The organism is Mammaliicoccus sp. FSL K6-3158, from assembly GCF_038005105.1.
Taxonomy (GTDB): Bacteria; Bacillota; Bacilli; order Staphylococcales; family Staphylococcaceae; genus Mammaliicoccus; species Mammaliicoccus sciuri.
Genome location: NZ_JBBOSL010000001.1, coordinates 1129464 through 1147307 on the forward strand (window position 1 = coordinate 1129464; position 17844 = coordinate 1147307).

The 17844-nt window shown below is 31.9% G+C and carries 17 protein-coding genes; 16 read left to right on the forward strand and 1 reads right to left on the reverse strand.

Annotated features, from left to right (window positions below; all coding sequences use genetic code 11):
* The first annotated feature begins 242 nt into the window (after nucleotides 1-242).
* From pepV to MHH94_RS05735, 6 genes are all read left to right on the forward strand, one after another.
* Nucleotides 243-1661 (forward strand): dipeptidase PepV, encoded by a 1419-nt coding sequence (gene pepV / locus MHH94_RS05710; protein WP_340840070.1) that lies wholly within the window; start codon nucleotides 243-245, stop codon nucleotides 1659-1661.
* Nucleotides 1658-2506: a D-amino-acid transaminase gene (gene dat, locus MHH94_RS05715; RefSeq protein WP_048539554.1), complete on the forward strand. Its 849-nt coding sequence runs from the start codon at nucleotides 1658-1660 to the stop codon at nucleotides 2504-2506. The genes pepV and dat overlap by 4 nt, the downstream gene beginning before the upstream one ends.
* Before the next feature lie 263 nt (nucleotides 2507-2769).
* Nucleotides 2770-3561 carry a phosphotransferase family protein gene (locus MHH94_RS05720; protein ID WP_025905270.1) on the forward strand — a complete coding sequence of 264 codons (792 nt, stop codon included), beginning with the start codon at nucleotides 2770-2772 and terminating at the stop codon, nucleotides 3559-3561.
* A gap of 13 nt (nucleotides 3562-3574) precedes the next feature.
* The gene (gene trmB / locus MHH94_RS05725) at nucleotides 3575-4210 is read left to right on the forward strand and encodes a tRNA (guanosine(46)-N7)-methyltransferase TrmB (RefSeq protein WP_058611993.1); all 636 of its coding nucleotides are present in this window, start codon (nucleotides 3575-3577) and stop codon (nucleotides 4208-4210) included.
* A 133-nt stretch (nucleotides 4211-4343) separates the two neighbouring features.
* On the forward strand, nucleotides 4344-5186 hold the full coding sequence (locus MHH94_RS05730; protein ID WP_228065235.1) for a YtnP family quorum-quenching lactonase: 843 nt from the start codon (nucleotides 4344-4346) through the stop codon (nucleotides 5184-5186).
* Nucleotides 5176-6375, forward strand: coding sequence for a MalY/PatB family protein (locus MHH94_RS05735; protein WP_106417884.1), 1200 nt, complete (start codon nucleotides 5176-5178; stop codon nucleotides 6373-6375). The genes MHH94_RS05730 and MHH94_RS05735 overlap by 11 nt, the downstream gene beginning before the upstream one ends.
* A gap of 63 nt (nucleotides 6376-6438) precedes the next feature.
* Here the strand turns inward: MHH94_RS05735 and MHH94_RS05740 are convergent, their stop codons facing one another.
* Nucleotides 6439-6753 carry a hypothetical protein gene (locus MHH94_RS05740; protein WP_078355915.1) on the reverse strand — a complete coding sequence of 105 codons (315 nt, stop codon included), beginning with the start codon at nucleotides 6751-6753 and terminating at the stop codon, nucleotides 6439-6441.
* 79 nt (nucleotides 6754-6832) lie between these two features.
* Here MHH94_RS05740 and MHH94_RS05745 point away from each other — a divergent pair, with 79 nt between their 5' ends.
* From MHH94_RS05745 to murC, 10 genes are all read left to right on the forward strand, one after another.
* Entirely contained in the window at nucleotides 6833-7909 is a 1077-nt protein-coding gene (locus MHH94_RS05745) for a M42 family metallopeptidase (protein WP_048539558.1), read from the forward strand.
* 87 nt (nucleotides 7910-7996) lie between these two features.
* Complete coding sequence (locus tag MHH94_RS05750) at nucleotides 7997-8776, forward strand: amino acid ABC transporter substrate-binding protein (RefSeq protein WP_048539559.1); 780 nt, start codon at nucleotides 7997-7999, stop codon at nucleotides 8774-8776.
* Nucleotides 8757-9476 (forward strand): amino acid ABC transporter permease, encoded by a 720-nt coding sequence (locus MHH94_RS05755; protein WP_048539560.1) that lies wholly within the window; start codon nucleotides 8757-8759, stop codon nucleotides 9474-9476. The genes MHH94_RS05750 and MHH94_RS05755 overlap by 20 nt, the downstream gene beginning before the upstream one ends.
* Entirely contained in the window at nucleotides 9473-10201 is a 729-nt protein-coding gene (locus tag MHH94_RS05760; protein ID WP_340840079.1) for an amino acid ABC transporter ATP-binding protein, read from the forward strand. Before MHH94_RS05755 ends, MHH94_RS05760 begins: the two co-directional genes overlap by 4 nt.
* An 87-nt stretch (nucleotides 10202-10288) precedes the next feature.
* Nucleotides 10289-11305: a PTS transporter subunit IIC gene (locus MHH94_RS05765; protein WP_048539562.1), complete on the forward strand. Its 1017-nt coding sequence runs from the start codon at nucleotides 10289-10291 to the stop codon at nucleotides 11303-11305.
* Entirely contained in the window at nucleotides 11302-11616 is a 315-nt protein-coding gene (locus tag MHH94_RS05770) for a thioredoxin family protein (protein WP_037588574.1), read from the forward strand. Before MHH94_RS05765 ends, MHH94_RS05770 begins: the two co-directional genes overlap by 4 nt.
* A gap of 155 nt (nucleotides 11617-11771) precedes the next feature.
* Complete coding sequence (locus MHH94_RS05775) at nucleotides 11772-12650, forward strand: DUF1444 domain-containing protein (protein ID WP_078355912.1); 879 nt, start codon at nucleotides 11772-11774, stop codon at nucleotides 12648-12650.
* A gap of 12 nt (nucleotides 12651-12662) precedes the next feature.
* Nucleotides 12663-13268 (forward strand): YtpR family tRNA-binding protein, encoded by a 606-nt coding sequence (gene ytpR, locus MHH94_RS05780; protein ID WP_058592020.1) that lies wholly within the window; start codon nucleotides 12663-12665, stop codon nucleotides 13266-13268.
* A 7-nt stretch (nucleotides 13269-13275) separates the two neighbouring features.
* Nucleotides 13276-16494, forward strand: a complete 3219-nt coding sequence (locus tag MHH94_RS05785) for a DNA translocase FtsK (RefSeq protein ID WP_445668860.1) — start codon at nucleotides 13276-13278, stop codon at nucleotides 16492-16494.
* A gap of 22 nt (nucleotides 16495-16516) precedes the next feature.
* Entirely contained in the window at nucleotides 16517-17830 is a 1314-nt protein-coding gene (murC, locus tag MHH94_RS05790) for a UDP-N-acetylmuramate--L-alanine ligase (RefSeq protein WP_048539565.1), read from the forward strand.
* Nucleotides 17831-17844 lie beyond the last annotated feature (14 nt).

A 17844-nucleotide genomic window follows, 5' to 3' on the forward strand; every position in this document is an offset into this window, starting at 1 on the left:
TGTTCAATATTGACTAAAACTAGGGCAACTTATTTGTCCTAGTTTTTTTGTTAACAACTTTCATCTTGTCGGGAAATAATAAGATTCAAAAAAATATTTTTATATAAGACTTTAGTCGTACGTAAAAGGAAATAACTTTATGTATAAAAAAATAAAAATTTATCGGTAATTCTATTTCATATTTACAAAAATATCATGTATTATATAGATAACTATTCAAGTTAAGAAAGAGATGATTTTCGATGTGGAGAAATAAAATTAAAGAATATGAACAAGATATTATAAATGATTTAAAGGGGCTATTAAGCATCGAAAGTGTTAGAAATGATGCAGCAAGTACATACGATGCGCCAGTTGGACCAGGTCCAAAAGAAGCGTTAAATTATATTTACAAGTTAGGAGAAAGAGATGGATTTTCTCATGTTGATATAGATAATATTGCAGGTAGAATTGAAGCGGGTAAAGGTGATGATTTATTAGGTATACTTTGCCATGTTGATGTTGTGCCAGCAGGTGCTGGATGGGATTCTAATCCGTTTGAACCTGTAGAAACTGAAGATGCAATCATTGCAAGAGGTACACTTGATGACAAAGGACCAACAATTGCAGCATACTATGCCGTTAAGATACTTGAAGATATGAAAGTCGAATGGAAAAAAAGAATACATATTATTGTAGGTACTGACGAAGAATCTGATTGGAAATGTACAGATCGTTATTTTGAAACAGAAGAAATGCCTTCTGTAGGTTTTGCACCAGATGCAGAATTCCCTTTAATTCATGGAGAAAAAGGGATTGTAACATTCAACATCACTCAATCTGGATATGTGGAAGATAATGATGAGCCTGAAGTAGAGCTCAAAGCATTCTTCTCAGGTGAAAGATTCAATATGGTACCAGATACTGCTCAAGCTAAATTACTTATAAAAGAACAAATGACGAATGTTGTTCAGAAATTCGAATCATTTTTAAATGAACATGAGATTGAAGGCGAAACGACAATTGATGAAGGTTTCTTAAACATCGTTGTTCACGGTAAATCAGCTCATGGTATGGATCCTACATTAGGAGTGAATGCTGGCTTATATCTTATTCAATTCTTAAATGAATTAAATTTAGATAAATACGCGAGCTCATATGTGAAATTTGCAAATGAATATTTAGTTGATTCTCCAAAAGGTGAAAAAATGGGTATGAAGTTTGCTACGGAAGAAATGGGGGAAGTGACGACTAATACAGGTATTATGAGTTATACAGATGTAGATGGTGGTCAATTTGGTATTAATTTAAGATATCCCGAAGGCTTTAATTTCGACCAATCAATGTCTCGTTTTTCTGAAGAAGTGAAAGAAAAAGGCTTCGAAATTGAAATGGATAAACACCAAGTTCCGCATTATGTAGATAAAAACGATCCATTTATCGAAAAACTATTATCAGCATATCGCAATCAAACAGGTGATCAGTCCGAGCCATTTACAATCGGTGGGGGGACATATGCTAGAAACTTAGATAAAGGTGTGGCATTTGGTGCCATGTTTAAAGAATCTGAAGATTTAATGCACCAAAAAAATGAATATATCACGAAAAAACAATTATTTAATGCAACTGCAATTTATTTAGAAGCTATATACAATGTCTGTGTAAAGGGTGATGATGAATGAATTATATTTATATAAATGATGAGTTTGTTGATGAATCTGAAGGTAAGATTAGCTATTCTGATAGAGGTTATAACTTTGGTGATGGCATATATGAATACATACGTATATATGAAGGCAAGGTATTCACATCTAAAGAGCACTATGAAAGATTATTTAGAAGTGCCAAAGAAATTGGACTTAATTTAGACGCATACTCTGTTGAAGGTTTAACAGAAGTGACGAAAGAATTAGCAGCAAAGAATAATGTTGTAAATGGTGGTGTGTATATTCAAGTGACACGTGGTGTTGCGCCTCGAAATCACCCGTTTCCTGATGCTAGTACAAAACCTGTATTCTCAGCTTTTTCTAAAAGCTATGACAGACCATACGACGAATTAGAAAATGGCGTTAAAACTATAACAGTTGAAGATATCAGATGGTTAAGATGTGATATTAAGAGTTTGAACTTATTAGGTAACGTGTTAGCAAAAGAGAAAGCTACACAAAATGATGCAGCTGAAGCGATCATGCATAGAGGTGAAACAGTTACTGAAGGTAGTTCAAGCAATGTTTATGCGATCAAAGGTGGCAAAATTTATACACATCCTGCAAATAATTTAATTCTTAATGGTATTACTAGACGTGTTATAAAAGAATTAGCTGACGATTTAAATATTCCATTTATTGAAGAATCATTTACATTAGATTTCTTAAATGATGCTGATGAAGTGATTATTTCAAGTACATCTATTGAAGTAATGCCAGTTGTGCAAGTAAATGATCAAAAAATAGGTGACGGAAAAGTCGGACAAATTACGAAGCAATTACAAAATGCATTTAATAATTATATAGAGTCAAAATCATAAAAATTTTTTAGTGTAATTTTAATATCTTAAGTAATTCAAGTGGATACTGAATTTATAAGACTTATTGTATATGAATAGGTTCAAAATACTCCAAAGTTTTCATTTATGAGGTTGAAATCTTAACCGAAAGATAATAAAATTTATATCAAGCGCACTAAAATTACAAAAATAAAACAAAAATTTTTAAGATTAAAATATGACTCTTGAAAAACAATATTCTTGAGTCTTTTTCTTTTTCTTTAATTGAAAGTGAGGTGGATAGGTTGGAACATTTTTATCAGTTAGGATGGACATTAGACTCAGCAGGTGGTGCATCTGGTGAAGCATATATGGCAGAACAAGATGGCCGCAAGCTCTTCCTAAAACGTAATTCAAGTCCTTTCTTAACAGCGTTATCTGCTGAAGGTATCGTACCAAAATTAGTTTGGACTAAAAGAATCGAAACAGGAGAAGTTGTGACTGCACAACATTGGAAAAATGGTAGAGAGTTAGTCCAAGATGAAATGAATTCTAACCGTGTTGCCAAACTTCTGAAAAAAATACATTCTTCTAAACAATTATTAAATATGCTTAAACGTATGGAAATGAAACCTATGCATCCAGAGATTTTATTTAATAAAATTAACAGCTCATTGTCACGACATGTATTGTCTAATCGCACTGTGAGAAAGGCATTGTTATATCTAGAAGATAACATGCCAACATTAGACAGTAGATTCTATACAGTCATACATGGAGATGTAAATCACAATAATTGGCTTTTATCTGATCAAGACGAACTTTTCTTAGTAGATTGGGAAGGTGCAATGATTGCTGATCCTGCTATTGATATCGGAATGATATTATATACTTATGTTGATGAGAAAGATTGGTCAGATTGGCTAAGTATGTATGGCATTAATGATACCCACGATTTAAAGAAACGTATGAAGTGGTATACATTAATTCAAGCTATCGCAATGGTAGAGTGGTATGAAGAGAAAAAACGTTATAAAGATATGAATGATTGGTTACACTTCTTAAATGAAGTGATGACAAGAAATGTATTTATATAAGGAGTAACTTTGAATGAGAATGAGAAATAAACCTTGGGCTGACGATTTCTTAAAGGATCATCCCAATATAGTAGATGTAGATCTTAATCATCAATATAAGATGGCAGAATGGTTTGATAAAGATCAACCCATTCATATTGAAGTCGGAACTGGTATGGGTAGATTTATTACTGAGACTGCTAAACAGAATCCTAATATCAATTACGTAGCAATTGAAAAAGATAAAAATGTTATGGTCCGTGTTCTTGAAAAAGTTAAAGAAATGGAATTAAACAATATTAAATTGATTAATCAAGATGCTAAATTATTAACAGAGTATTTTGTTGAGAATGAAGTTTCTAGAATTTATTTGAATTTTTCTGATCCATGGCCTAAGACAAGACATGCTAAAAGAAGATTAACTTTTTCTAGCTTTTTAGAAATTTATCAACACATTTTGAATAAAGATGGGCAAATACATTTCAAAACAGATAATCAAGGGTTATTTGAGTATAGTTTAGAAAGTATGTCTCAATATGGTATGTCATTTGATTATATTAATTTGAATTTACATGAAGATGAGCCTGAAGATAATATCCGTACTGAATATGAAGATAAATTCTCTAGTAGAGGCTTTAGAATCTATCGTATGGAAGCAAGTTTTAAATAAGGAAGTTGGAATCGCTTTTGATTCTAACTTCTTTTTTTACGTCTTTTTTAACTAATGTGTTGTAGTAATCATGAAAGATGTTCATTACTCTAATTAGTGATAAAATAATAATAAATGATTGGAGGGGAATTTCTTGTTAAATATAGGTGAATTTAAATTATATCCATTACAAGGTGGTATTACTCAAATGGATGGTGGTGCAATGTTTGGTGTGGTCCCAAAAGCGTTGTGGAGTAAAAAATACCCACCTAATGAACTTAATCAAATACCTCTCGTAACACATCCAATATTCGTTCAAACAGATGAACACAATATAATAATTGATGCTGGGATAGGTAATGGTAAATTAACGGACAAACAAAAAAGAAACTATGGTACAACTTATGAAAGTGATATAAGTAACTCATTAAAGCAATTTAATTTGACCATTGATGATATTGATATAGTTTTAATGTCTCATATGCATTTTGATCATGCTTGTGGCCTGACAACTACAGATGGTCAATCAGTATTTAAAAATGCAACAATTTATACATCACAAATTGAATGGAATGAATTGAGAGCCCCAAATATAAGAAGTAGCGCTACATATTGGGAACAAAATTATAAAGGTATTGAACATCAAGTCGTAACATTTGTGGATTCGATGGAAATCGTTCCAGGTATTAAAATGATACATACTGGTGGTCATAGTGCTGGTCATAGTGTCATTGAAATTGAAAGTAATGATATGAAAGCTGTGCATATGGCTGATATCTTGCCTACATTAGCTCATCTTAATCCTTTATGGGTTACAGCCTATGATGATTATCCAATGGATTCCATAAATGCTAAGGAGAGACTTTTACAAAGATATATTAAAGAAGATTATTGGTTCGTGTTCTATCATGATGCCAATTATTTTGCGCTCAAACTTGATGAACAAACGAAGGGAATTAAAAAAGAAATGAGAAGGGATGATTTAATTGAAATATAATTTTGATGAAGTGATTGATAGAAGGGGAACAGCAACAGTAGCATATGATGGACAACGTAAAGTTTATGATTATGAGAACTTAGAACCATTTTGGATTGCAGATATGGATATTAAGACACCTGATTTTATTATCAACCATTTGAAAAACAAATTAGATCAAGCACATTTCGGGTATTTAGTGTGGAAACAAGAAGCATACTTAAGTGCGATTAAAAATTGGTACAAAACGAGATTTTCTGTAAATATCCAAAAGAATGATATATATTATGTTCCGAGTATTTTGTTTACTGTAACTGAAGTTATACGTGAGTTTACGAAAGAAGGTGAAGGTGTGTTAATACATACACCTTCATATAATGCCTTTTTAAATTTAATTGAAGGTAATAAAAGAGTGGCCGTTGAATCTCCATTAGTTGCAACGGATAATGGTTATGAGCTAGATAAAAAACAATTTGAAGAAATGGCAGCACGTGATGATGTTAAAGTGTTAGTACTGTGTAGCCCTCATAATCCAACAGGTAAAGTTTGGACGAAAGAAGAATGTGCATTTATGAAAGATGTGTGTGAAAGATATGGTGTCTTTATTGTTTCTGATGAAATTCATATGGATTTTGTGAGAAGTGAAAATGGATTCTATTCCATGACAAATGAAATGACTTTAGATTCTCCAATTCTTGTTGTCACTGGTTTAGGTAAAACATTTAATTTAGCAAGTTTAGCAAGTAGCTATATGATTACAAAACATCGTTATTTCACATTACAATTCAATCGTAAATTGGCAACATATTATGGATTGTCAGCTGCAAATACATTGGCTGTTGAAGCAGTTAAAGTAGCCTATAATGAAGCAGGTGAATGGGTAGATCAATTAAATAATCATATTGAAAAGAATATGACTATCTTAGATGAATTTATTAAAAGTGAAATGTCTGATCAGTTATCGTTTATCAAACCTGAATCGACATATTTAGCTTGGGTAGACTTTTCTAAAAGTGGTTACATAGAAAGTGATGTTCAAAAAGCATTGCAATCTGTAGGGAAACTTGCAACAGGGATCGGCCATTCCTACGAGCTCGGAGAAAGTCATCATTTCAGAATGAATTTAGCTTGTAGCGAAGAAAAATTAAGAAGTGGTTTAGAATCTATTAAAAAATCATTCGATGCACTAGATCACGGTGAAGTTGAATAATTTTCAGTTAAAAAAAGAGTCTGAGGTTTAAATTAATCACTCAGACTCATCTTTTTAAGCTTATTAAATTTCAAATATATCAATAACTTGGCCATTAAAGGCATCGGCGATAAATTCATAGTGAACTTGTTTACCATCATTATTAACGGTAATACCACCATGTACAACTTTAGTTTCAATGCCGAATTTTTGGTAGGTCTTTGGGATATGTAATATATAAGAGGCTTCAACATTATTAAATTGTGCTTTGACTTGTTTAAGGATTTCTTCACAACTATATGGCTTATATTGCTTAGCATATAGGATAGAAGCAACAATACCTATACCAGTAAAAACGGACAATAATAAAATGAAAAAGCGTAACTTATTGTTCTGCATGACCATGCCTCCTTCTATTTAAGTTAAGTTTAACACAAAGACTGAATGATAGATAAATATTTCAATAAGGAGATTTACAATGACACAAATTAGACAAGAAACACTTAATAGAATGAAAGTATTAACAGAATTACATGCTGTACCTGGATTTGAAAATGAAGTACGTGAATATTTAAAAGAAAAAATGGCACCATTTGTTGATGAAATTATCGGTGATAATATGGGCAGTATTTATGGTGTGAAAAAATCTAAAAAGGAAAATGCTCCTAAAGTATTAGTAGCAGCTCATATGGATGAAATTGGCTTTATGGTTACTGAAATGACAAAAGAGGGCATGTTAAAGTTCACACCACTTGGCGGTGTGTCATCAGATGTATGGTTATCACAAACACTACAGTTAAAAACTCGTGACGGTAAATACTATAACGGCGTAGTTGGCAGTATCCCTAAACATTTTAGAACTGGTAAAGAGTCAGGTGTATCTATTGAAGATATGCTTTTAGATGTTGGCGCAGAAAGCATTGATCAATTAAAAGAAATGGGCATTAAAATTGGTGATACAATTGTTCCAAGTACGAATTTTGAACAACTTACAGAGAATAGAATACTCGCTAAAGCATGGGACAATAGATATGGTTGTTTAGTTGGATTAGAGTTATTGGAAGCCGTTAAAGATGAAGAGCTTGATGTCGATTTATATGTAGGTGCAAATGTTCAGGAAGAAGTTGGTTTAAGAGGTGCTTCAGCAAGTGTGAATTTAATCAAACCAGATTTAGCATTAGTTGTGGATTGTTCACCTGCAAATGATATGAAAGGACATGTCGGCTTATCTGGTGCTTTAGGAAAAGGTGTATTAATTAGAATATTAGATCGTACGATGATTTTATCTGAAAGAATGAGAGATTATTTAATTGAAATGGTTGAAGAAAAAGAAATTAATCATCAATACTTCCAATCACCAGGTGGTACTGATGGTGGAGAAATTCATAAAGCTCTAACAGGTATCCCAACTGCGGTAATAGGTGTTTGTGCTAGATATATCCATACAAGTAAAGCTATTTACGATGCAAGAGATTATGAAAGTGCAAAATTATTACTTAATGAAATCGTGTTAAATTTAAGTTCAGAAAAGATTGAATATTTGAAATTTAAATAGTCCAGATTTTAGTAATTGACAGTAGTTGTAATTCGGTCTAAAATATGTTTATTCCGATTTGGATACTAAGAATAGAGGGATGTATATATGAAAAAGGGTATATTTTTAATTATTGCATTAATTGTTGTGTTAGCTGCATGTGGAAACAGCAACGACAAGAAAGAAAGTAGTAAGAAAGATGATAAAACAATTGTAGTAGGTACAGAAGGTACGTATTCTCCATTTAGCTTTCATGACAAAAATGATAAGTTAACTGGATATGATGTAGAAGTAACAAAAGCAGTTGCTAAAGAAATGGGATACAAAGTTGAATTTAAAGAAACACAATGGGATTCAATGTTTGCTGGGTTAGATTCAGGACGTTTTGACATGATTGCTAACCAAGTTGGTATCAACGATGAAAGAAAAGCAAAATATAAATTCTCAGATCCATACACTTATTCAAATGGTGTATTAGTAGTAAATGAGAATAATAAAGACATTAAATCATTCGACGACGTTAAAGGTAAAAAATTAGCACAAACTTTAACATCTAACTATGGTAAACTTGCAAAGTCTAAAGGTGCAGATATTACTAAAGTAGACGGCTTCAACCAAGCGATGGATTTATTACAATCAAATCGTGTTGAAGGTACTTTTAATGATAATATTTCATATTTAGATTATAAAAAGCAAAAACCTAACGCTAAAATAAAAGCAATTCAAGGTGATGCAGAACAAAGTCAATCTGCATTTACATTTAGTAAAAAAGAAGATGACAAAGTGATTAAAGATTTTAATAAAGGTCTAAAAACTTTAAAAGATAATGGCGAATTAGAGAAAATAAGTAAGAAATGGTTTGGCGCTAATGTTTCAGAGCCTAAATGATGAGCAACTTCATGCATTAAATGCTGCCAAACAAGCATTTCTACCGATGTTAGAGGGTCTAGTTAAATATTCTATTCCTATTACTTTAGTTACTTTTGTGCTTGGTTTAATCTTGGCATTAGTTACAGCATTAATGCGTATATCAAGTAGTAAAGTTCTAAAAGGGATTGCACGTTTTTATGTTTCAATCATTCGTGGTACACCTATGATTGTTCAATTATTCATTATCTTTTACGGAATCCCTGAAATTGGTAGATTGGCAACAGGAAATGCAGACAATCAATTGACTTTGTCACCTGTCATAGCTGCGATAATTGGCCTTTCTCTTAATGTAGGTGCATACGCATCTGAGATTTTAAGGGGTGGAATTATGTCTATTCCGAAAGGTCAAACTGAAGCTGCCTACTCGATTGGTATGAATTATAAACAAACTGTACAAAGAATCATATTACCTCAAGCAATTAGAGTTTCAGTACCTGCATTAGGTAATACATTCTTAAGCTTAATTAAAGATACGTCTTTACTTGGGTTTATTTTAGTAGCAGAAATGTTTAGAAAAGCGCAAGAAGTAGCATCTACAACATATGAATTCTTAACGATTTATTTACTAGTAGCGATATTATATTGGATTGTATGTTTTATCATATCAATCGTTCAATCTTACTATGAATCTTATATTGAAAGAGGGTATCGTTCATGATTGAACTTCAAAATATTAAAAAATCATTTAATGATAAAGAAGTCATCAAAGGGATTAATCTTTCAGTAGATAAAGGTGAAGTGATTACTTTAATTGGAAGATCAGGTTCTGGTAAGACAACTTTATTGAGAATGATGAATGCATTGGAAATTCCGACTGAAGGTACTGTAGTTGTTAATGGCGAAACGTACACAGCAGATAATAAGAAGTCACAAATTAAAGTACGTAAAGAATCAGGTATGGTGTTTCAAAATTACAACTTGTTTCCACATAAAACAGCAATTGAAAATGTTATGGAAGGTTTAATTACTGTTAAAAAAGTAAATAAGCAAAAAGCATATGACGAAGCACTTCAACTTTTAGAAAAAGTAGGATTAGAAAGTGTTAAAGATCAAAGACCTCATGCTTTATCTGGTGGTCAACAACAACGTGTGGCGATTGCTAGAGCATTGGCAATGAATCCTAAAGTCATGTTGTTTGACGAACCGACATCAGCATTAGACCCAGAGTTAGTGAATGATGTATTAAAAGTTATTAAAGATTTAGCTAATGAAGGTATGACGATGGTCATTGTTACACATGAAATGAGATTTGCAAGAGAAGTTTCTGATAGAATGATTTTTATTCATGATGGTTTAATTGGTGAAGAAGGTAAACCGGAAGAGATGTTTACTCAACCGAAGACAGACGCATTGAAGAAATTTCTAAATGTTATAGAAGTATAAAGTTTCTAAATACACATGTTATTATTTTAATTTAAATAATGACACGTGTATTTTTTATTGTATAATCCATTTAAGGAGTGTGAATAAATGGAACGCGTAAAATCTTTTTTTAATCGAACAATTATAGATGGTTTAAGTTATATGGCTTTAGGTTTGTTTAGTACATTAATTGTTGGACTTATTATTGAAACTTTAGGCCAATCATTAAATACATATTTTGATACATCAATTATGATAGAAATAGGAAAGTTAGCTCAAACTTTAACAGGTGCTGGGGTAGGGGTAGCAGTTAGTTATGGTTTAGGCGCATCACCACTCATTATATTTACAACTGCAGTAACAGGCATGTATGGATATGAACAAGGTGGCGCTGTAGGAAGTTATTTATCTTCAGTATTTGCGAGTGAACTCGGAAGATTATATTCAGGCAAAACTAAAATAGATATTATTTTATCACCGATTTTAACGTTATTTATAGGTGCAGCTATTGCAAAGTTTATAGCGCCTTTTATCGATGCATTTATGAAAGCATTAGGAAATTGGATACAATTAAGTACTGATCAACAACCTTTATTAATGGGGATATTCGTTAGTCTTATTGTTGGTCTTACACTAAGTAGTCCAATCTCAAGTGCGGCTTTAGCGTTAATGCTCGGCTTAAGTGGAACAGCGGCAGCAGCAGCTACGATAGGTGGATGTTGTCATATGATCGGATTTGCAGTAACAAGCTATAAGGATAATGGTATTTCAGGCGTTATTGCACATGGTATTGGTACAAGTAAACTTCAAATTCCAAATTATTTAAAGCAACCCTTTATATTAATACCACCAGTCGTAGCAAGTATTGTTGTAGCACCAATTATGACAGTCTTTTGGCCAATGGAAAATAATGCTGCTGGTGCTGGAATGGGTTCAAGTGGACTTGTAGGGCAAATTATGACGATTAAAACAATGGGTAGTACGACAGAAGTATACTTACAAATTGCTTTCTTCCATTTCTTATTACCTGCAGTAATCAGTTTATTTGTTTATCATTTGTTGAAGAAGTATCATATAATTAAAGATGGTCAACAAACATTAATGATAGGAAGTGCAAAGAAATGAAACAATTAACGTCAATCGAAGAATACAAATCATTGATTAACGAACCCACAATATTTATGTTCACAGCATCTTGGTGTCCGGATTGTCATTTTATAGATCCTGATTTACCTGGACTTGAAGAGAAATACAATCAATATCAATTCGTATCAGTTGATCGTGATGAATTTATTGATTTATGTCAAGAAGTTGATGTTATGGGTATTCCAAGTTTTATTGCTTATAACAACGGTCAAGAACTTGGTAGATACGTTGGTAAAGAAAGAAAAACAATTCCACAAATTAGTGCATTTATTGATGGATTAAATAATTAAAATTATATAAAAAAAGCAGGTCGAAAAAAGTTTCTTTTATTTTCGAATTACCTGCTTTTTTATTTTATTTAACTTCATTTAAATATGTTTATCACTGTTACATAACTGCGATTTGTTGTAAACTATATAGAGGTATAAAAATAGGAGTGTTAAGTATGAATGTCTTTCAAATGAGAGATTTATTAAAAGACCGATTGAAAACTTTAGATGCAAATTTTAAGTTTGATAGGGAAAATGAAAGTTTAAGAATTGAACGTACTGATAATCAAAAAGGGCTTTCAGTTAAATTAGCTCCGATTATTGCTAAATATAAAAATAACGGTAATAAAACAATAGACGAAATTGTTTATTACGTCACTGAAACAATAAATGCAATGCAAGATGAATCCAATAAAGAAATTAATAAAATTGAAATCTTGCCTGTCATAAGGTCTACTAGTTTTCATAAAGAAACGAAAGAAGCTACACCTTTTGTCATTGATGAACATACAGCTGAAACAAATATATATTATGCGCTTGATTTAGGTAATACTTATAGACTAATAGATGAGTCTATGCTCAGTGAACTTAATTTAACGAAAGAACAAATTAAAGAGCAAGCGTTATTCAATATTAAAAAGAGAAAAACAACTTACAAGTCTGATGAAGTTCAAGGCAATACATTCTATTTCATTAATACGAATGACGGATATGATGCTTCACGTATTCTCAATCAGACATTCCTAAAAGATGTTTATCAAAATATTGAAGGGGAAATGTTATTAGCTACACCTCACCAAGATGTACTGGTGATTTGTGATATTAAAAATGAAATTGGGTATGATATTGTAGCGCAAATGACGATGCAATTCTTCCAAAATGGCTTAGTGCCAATAACATCATTATCATTCTCTTATACACCTGATAAACCTTTGGAACCAATATTTATTTTAGGTAAAAATCACTCTCGTAAGAGAAACCAAGAAGTTATTGAGCGATTAGAAAAAAATAGAGAAATATTTAAAAAAATGAAAAATAATCAAAAAAGATTGTAAGGAGTAGGAGAAATGAATTTATTTTATAATAAAAATGGTGTTGGCGATGTATTAATGGTTACTTTAGAACCTTTATTTGAAGAATTAGAATATGATTATCAAAATGATTTAACAATTATTAAAAGTGAAGATAAAATTGTTGGATTTAATATATTCAATGCTTCTAAATATGTTCAAATAGAAGGCAATGGCAATATTAAAGTTGAAGAGAAACACATTAATAGTATTCAAGACTTACTAGAGAAAAGTAATATTAATTATAAATTAGTCGTTGATTTATCTCCTAAGTTTGTAGTAGGATACGTATCTGAAAAATCAAAACATCCTGATGCAGATAAACTATCAGTATGTAAAGTTGATGTTGGTAATGAAACATTACAAATTGTATGTGGTGCTCCAAATATTGATCAAGAACAAAAAGTTGTTGTTGCTAAAGTAGGAGCCGTAATGCCTAGTGGAATGATTATTAAAGATGCAGAATTACGTGGTGTTCCTTCTAGTGGTATGATTTGTTCAATGAAAGAACTTGATTTAGAAGGTGCTCCAAAAGAAAAAGGTATAATGGTACTAGATGATAGTTATACTGTAGGAACACCATTCTTTGAAGACGAAAGGTAGTGAACCTATGAGTTGGTTTGATGATATATTCGGGCAATCGAAAAATGAACAAAAAAATGAAAAGCAAAAAAGCGATCAAGTGTCTTTTGATCATCATCCAGATGACGATTCAACTAATGAAGAAATTTATAGAAGACCTAAAGGCAAATTTAGATTTCCAATACAAATGGAATATGAAGAACAATCTAATGAAGAGCACCATCAACATGATAATGAAACAAGTCAACGAGAAGAGAAATATCATGATAGTAGATTTTATGATGAAAGCTCAGCTTCTTTTCCAACAAATAGAAGAAGACGTAGAAGAAATCGTAATGTGGATGCATATGAACCTGCTAAGAAGTCAAGAAGTTATGATCAGGATGTAACACATCATTACGATACGAAAAGTAAACAATCTTCTCAACGCTACGACAACAGTAAACGTTATAATGATGACTATCAATTTGAAGAAAGATTGAATGCATTACATCAACCAAAATTTAAAGCTTCTGAAGTGCCTTCAGCAATATTCGGTATGAGAAAACAAAAAGAAGTTCCTAATAGTGGTTTGAAAGATTATTCAACTAAATCAGATAATGATACTGAAAAAGAAAATAAACGTAAACCAAGTAGTGAAATCGTACAAGAAGTCCCTACTTATTCAAAGACGGATAATACGATTAACATTGAAAATATTTATGCTTCACAAATTGTTTCTGAAATTAGAAAAGAACGCGAGAAGAAACTTCAAAAGAAAAAACAATTTGAAAAAGCTTTAAGAGAAAAAAGAGAACAAGAACTTAACAGTCTTGATTCAGAAGAAACAAAGTCACAAATTAAAAACCAAGACTATTACTTAAAACAACAAGCTTCATATATTAAAAAAGATCCAAAAGATTATCAAGACGTGGAAGATGAATTGCAAGATGAATTACAAAATGACATACCCCAAGAAGAATCAAGCGACTCTCAAGAAGAGACGGTTAATTCTAATGCGTTACAGCCAGACGTCAATGATTTAACTACATATGAATTTAAAGAGATAGACTTAGATTTTGATGATACAGAAGATGACATTAAACAAGACAATGTTGATGATATCATTGAAGAAGTTGAGACTGAACATGAAGAAGACAATTCAACTCATGATTCAATTGAAGAGGAAGCTTCAGAGGTTGAAGAAGTAGAATCGAGCAATGTAGTAGAAGACATTATTGGAGCCGAAAATATTACTGAAGCTGAAGCAATACAACATTTTGAAGAAGATAATGAAGTTTCAAATGAAGAAGTTATCGAACCATCAGAAATAATAGAGACGCATGATTCTCTTGAAGAAGATGATCATGCATCGATTACACAATCTGATCAATTTGTCGAGGATGATATACATTTTGAAGAAGTAGAAGATTCTGAAGATGAAGAAATAGAAAAAATCGATCATGCTGAAGAAGTATTAACATTTGATGAAAATGAAGAAGATAATAATGAAAACTTATTCGAGTCTGATCATTTTGAAGTGGAAAGTGATACAGAAAAACAAGAAGCGGATAATGTTATTGCAGAAGAAGAATCAAATAATAATCCAATAGAAACTGAAGACACGATTCAAGAACCTGAAGAACCTAAAGAAACAACTTCTCACGAACCTATCTTGAAACCTAAGTCTGTTAGAAAGTCTTCACCATTTAACGTGATGATGACACCTTCAGATAAACGCAAACATCAAGCATTTAAGAATTCATCAAATATCAACAAGACGCAAACATCTAACATTCAAGAAACAGAAAATGAAAACAACACTGAACAAAATGAGTCTAACCAAGCTGTTAAACGTAAAGGACCATCTTATGTACTTCCACCAGTATCTATATTAGATGATCTAGTTGAGGAAGAAGATAATAGTGAATGGTTAGAGGAAAAGAAAAAAGAACTAGATGAAGCTTTTTATCATTTTAATGTGCCTGCACATGTTGTCAATATGATACAAGGGCCAACTGTTACAAGGTTTGAATTATCTGTTGAAAAAGGTGTTAAAGTATCTAGAATTACTGCGTTGCAAGATGACATTAAGATGGCATTAGCTGCTAAAGATATTCGTATTGAAGCGCCTATTCCAGGTACAAGTTTAGTAGGTATCGAAGTGCCTAATCAAAGTCCTAAAAAGATTCCATTAGGCCAAATGATCACGTCTAAACCTTTTCAACAAGCAGAAAGTAAACTGACTGTAGCAATGGGCTTTAAAATTAATAACGAACCGCTATTAATGGATATTGCTAAGACACCTCATGCGCTCATTGCTGGTGCAACAGGTTCTGGTAAGTCAGTATGTATTAATGCTATCTTAACAAGTTTACTTTATAAAAATCATCCAGATGAGCTGAAACTATTACTGATTGATCCGAAAATGGTAGAGCTTGCACCATATAATAATTTGCCGCATTTAGTTGCGCCAGTTATTACGGATGTTAAAGCAGCAACTGCTAGTTTAAAATGGGCAGTTGAAGAGATGGAACGTAGATATAAGCGTTTTGCTGAATTACATGTCAGAAATATTACTGCATTTAATAAGAAAGCAAATTACGAGCAAAGAATGGCAAAAATCATTATAGTTATAGATGAGTTAGCTGATTTAATGATGATGTCACCTCAAGAAGTTGAACAATCTATTGCTAGAATTGCACAAAAAGCTAGAGCATGTGGTATACATATGATTCTTGCGACACAACGACCATCCGTCAATGTGATTACAGGTTTAATTAAAGCAAACGTACCAACAAGAATATCATTCATGGTATCGTCTTCTATTGACTCTAGAACAATTCTTGATGTTGGTGGAGCAGAGAAATTACTTGGTAATGGTGATATGTTATATCTTGGTAACGGTATGAATAAACCGATAAGAGTTCAAGGTGCATTTGTATCAGATGATGAAATTGATGAAACAGTAGAAAATGTTAGTAGTCAAATGAAACCTAATTATCTATTCAAAGAAGAAACATTGTTGAAAAAGGTAAATGAACAACCTGCTGATGCACTATTTGATGAAGTTTGTGAATTTATGTTAAACGAAGGTCATATTTCAACTTCACTTATACAAAGACATTTCCAAATTGGATATAATAGAGCAGCGAGAATGATTGATAATCTTGAAGAGAGAGGTTATATATCAGGACCTAATGGCTCTAAACCAAGAGATGTACTTATTACTAAAGATATGATAGAAGAAAGAGAAACTAACATTTAAGAAATAGAAGGAGTGACATGAAATGACATTATTTCATTTTGTCGGCATAAAAGGTGCAGGTATGAGTTCACTTGCACAAATCATGCACGACATGGGACATAAAGTACAAGGTTCTGATATAGAGAATACAGTATTTACTGAAATAGCATTAAAAAATAAAGGCATTAAAATATTACCTTTTGATGTAGAAAATATTCAAGAAGGCATGACTGTTATAGCAGGTAATGCCTTTCCAGATACACACCCTGAAATAGCAAAAGCTTACGACATGGGACTTGAAGTAAAAAGATATCATATATTCCTAGGTGAATTTATGTCTCAATATACATCAGTCGCTGTTACAGGTGCACACGGTAAAACATCGACAACTGGATTATTATCACATGTCATGAATGGTGATCAAAAGACATCATTCTTAATAGGTGATGGAACAGGTATGGGATTACCTGATAGCTCATACTTTGCTTTTGAAGCTTGTGAATATAGAAGACACTTTTTAAGTTATTATCCAGATTATGCGATTATGACAAATATTGATTTTGATCATCCAGACTATTTTAAAGATTTACAAGACGTAACAAATGCATTCCAAGAGATGGCTAGTAATGTAAAAAAAGCAATCGTTGCTTGGGGACATGACGCTGAACTTAGAAAAATTAAAGCGGATGTTCCAATTTACTTTTATGGTTTCGAACACGACAATGATGTCTATGCTGAAAATATTCAAACGTCTTCTAAAGGTACAACATTTGATGTATACTTCAAATCTAAAAACGAACTCATAGGTACATTTACAACACCTATGTATGGTGATCACCACGTTCTAAATGCATTAGCTGTTATTGCAATTTGCCATTTAGAAAAACTTGATATTGAAAATATTAAAGAAGCATTATTAACTTTTGGTGGTGTAAAAAGAAGATTTAGTGAAAGTTTTTACGATAATCAAATCTTAATCGATGACTATGCTCACCATCCGAGAGAAATAAATGCTACAATTGAATCAGCTAGAAAAAAATATCCTGAAAATGAAGTAGTTGCAGTATTTCAGCCACATACATTTTCAAGAACAGAAACTTTCTTAAACGAATTTGCTGAAAGTTTAAACCTTGCTGATAAAGTATACTTGTGTGACATCTTTGGTTCTATTCGAGAACAACAAGGTGAGCTGACAATACATGATTTAAAAGCATTAATTCCTAATGCGGATTTAATTAGTGAAGAATCTGTTTCTCAGCTACAAAAGCATGATAATGGTGTTATACTATTTATGGGTGCTGGAGATATTCAAAAAGTTCAAAAAGCCTATGTTACTTCACTATCACATTTAATATAATATGTTTATACTTT

Coding starts and splice junctions, on each gene's coding strand:
- MHH94_RS05765 (WP_048539562.1), top strand. CDS start 10,289: ATGGAACGCGTAAAATCTTTTTTTAATCGAACAATTATAGATGGTTTA.
- murC (WP_048539565.1), top strand. CDS start 16,517: ATGACATTATTTCATTTTGTCGGCATAAAAGGTGCAGGTATGAGTTCA.
- MHH94_RS05755 (WP_048539560.1), top strand. CDS start 8,757: ATGTTTCAGAGCCTAAATGATGAGCAACTTCATGCATTAAATGCTGCC.
- MHH94_RS05740 (WP_078355915.1), bottom strand. CDS start 6,753: ATGCAGAACAATAAGTTACGCTTTTTCATTTTATTATTGTCCGTTTTT.
- MHH94_RS05745 (WP_048539558.1), top strand. CDS start 6,833: ATGACACAAATTAGACAAGAAACACTTAATAGAATGAAAGTATTAACA.
- MHH94_RS05785 (WP_445668860.1), top strand. CDS start 13,276: ATGAGTTGGTTTGATGATATATTCGGGCAATCGAAAAATGAACAAAAA.
- MHH94_RS05770 (WP_037588574.1), top strand. CDS start 11,302: ATGAAACAATTAACGTCAATCGAAGAATACAAATCATTGATTAACGAA.
- MHH94_RS05750 (WP_048539559.1), top strand. CDS start 7,997: ATGAAAAAGGGTATATTTTTAATTATTGCATTAATTGTTGTGTTAGCT.
- trmB (WP_058611993.1), top strand. CDS start 3,575: ATGAGAATGAGAAATAAACCTTGGGCTGACGATTTCTTAAAGGATCAT.
- pepV (WP_340840070.1), top strand. CDS start 243: ATGTGGAGAAATAAAATTAAAGAATATGAACAAGATATTATAAATGAT.
- MHH94_RS05775 (WP_078355912.1), top strand. CDS start 11,772: ATGAATGTCTTTCAAATGAGAGATTTATTAAAAGACCGATTGAAAACT.
- MHH94_RS05760 (WP_340840079.1), top strand. CDS start 9,473: ATGATTGAACTTCAAAATATTAAAAAATCATTTAATGATAAAGAAGTC.
- ytpR (WP_058592020.1), top strand. CDS start 12,663: ATGAATTTATTTTATAATAAAAATGGTGTTGGCGATGTATTAATGGTT.
- dat (WP_048539554.1), top strand. CDS start 1,658: ATGAATTATATTTATATAAATGATGAGTTTGTTGATGAATCTGAAGGT.